Annotated in this window: 1 protein-coding gene; it reads right to left on the bottom strand. The window is 76.4% G+C overall.

Annotated features, from left to right (window positions below; translation table 11 throughout):
* Nucleotides 1-614: glycosyltransferase family 9 protein (locus tag DKL51_RS33710; protein ID WP_148097939.1), on the bottom strand; the 614-nt coding region annotated here is incomplete at both ends.

Below are 614 nucleotides of genomic sequence, written 5' to 3'. Positions count from 1 at the left end.
CACCACGACGTAGTCGCCGTCGAGGCCGTCCGGGCGGGGGCCGGTCAGGTCGGCGCGTAGCCGCAGCCCGGGCTGGTCGTCGGTGGGCAGGGTGAACCCGGCGGCGGCGGCGAGGGAGAGGGCGCGTTCGGGTTCGGGGATGCCGACGGGTACCCGGTGTCGGACGTCGAGCAGGGAGCCGGGGTAGTCGTCGCTGATGGCGCTGATCCGGGGTACCCCGGCCATCCGCAGCAGCAGGGCCAGGGGCAGTGGGGACTGGTGAAAGGAGGTGAAGATGACCGCCTCGTCGGCGTTGACGGCGGCGAGGCGGGCGGTGAGTCGGCGCATGTCGTCAGGGTCGACGGGGGCCGGCCGGCCGTCGATCCAGGGCAGCGGCCACTCGATGAGCTCGTCCACCCCGGGCAGCAGCTCCGCGGCGGCCCGTCCGCGTGGGCCGCAGAGCAGCACCAGCCGTTCCGCTGCGGCGGCCACCGCCCGGATGCCGGGGCCGGTGACCAGCACGTCCCCGGCCGCGTCGCTGCGGACCACCAGCACCGTGCGCCGCCGTACCGGGCCGGCCGGCCCGGCCACCAGGCCGATCCGGTCCAGGATCGCGGTCACCGCGCCCGCGGTGG

The sequence above is a fragment of the Micromonospora globispora genome, from assembly GCF_003857015.1.
GTDB classification, from domain to species: Bacteria; Actinomycetota; Actinomycetes; order Mycobacteriales; family Micromonosporaceae; genus Micromonospora; species Micromonospora globispora.
Note: the sequence above shows the minus strand (reverse complement) of the source record. Positions and strands in the feature narration are given on the sequence as shown.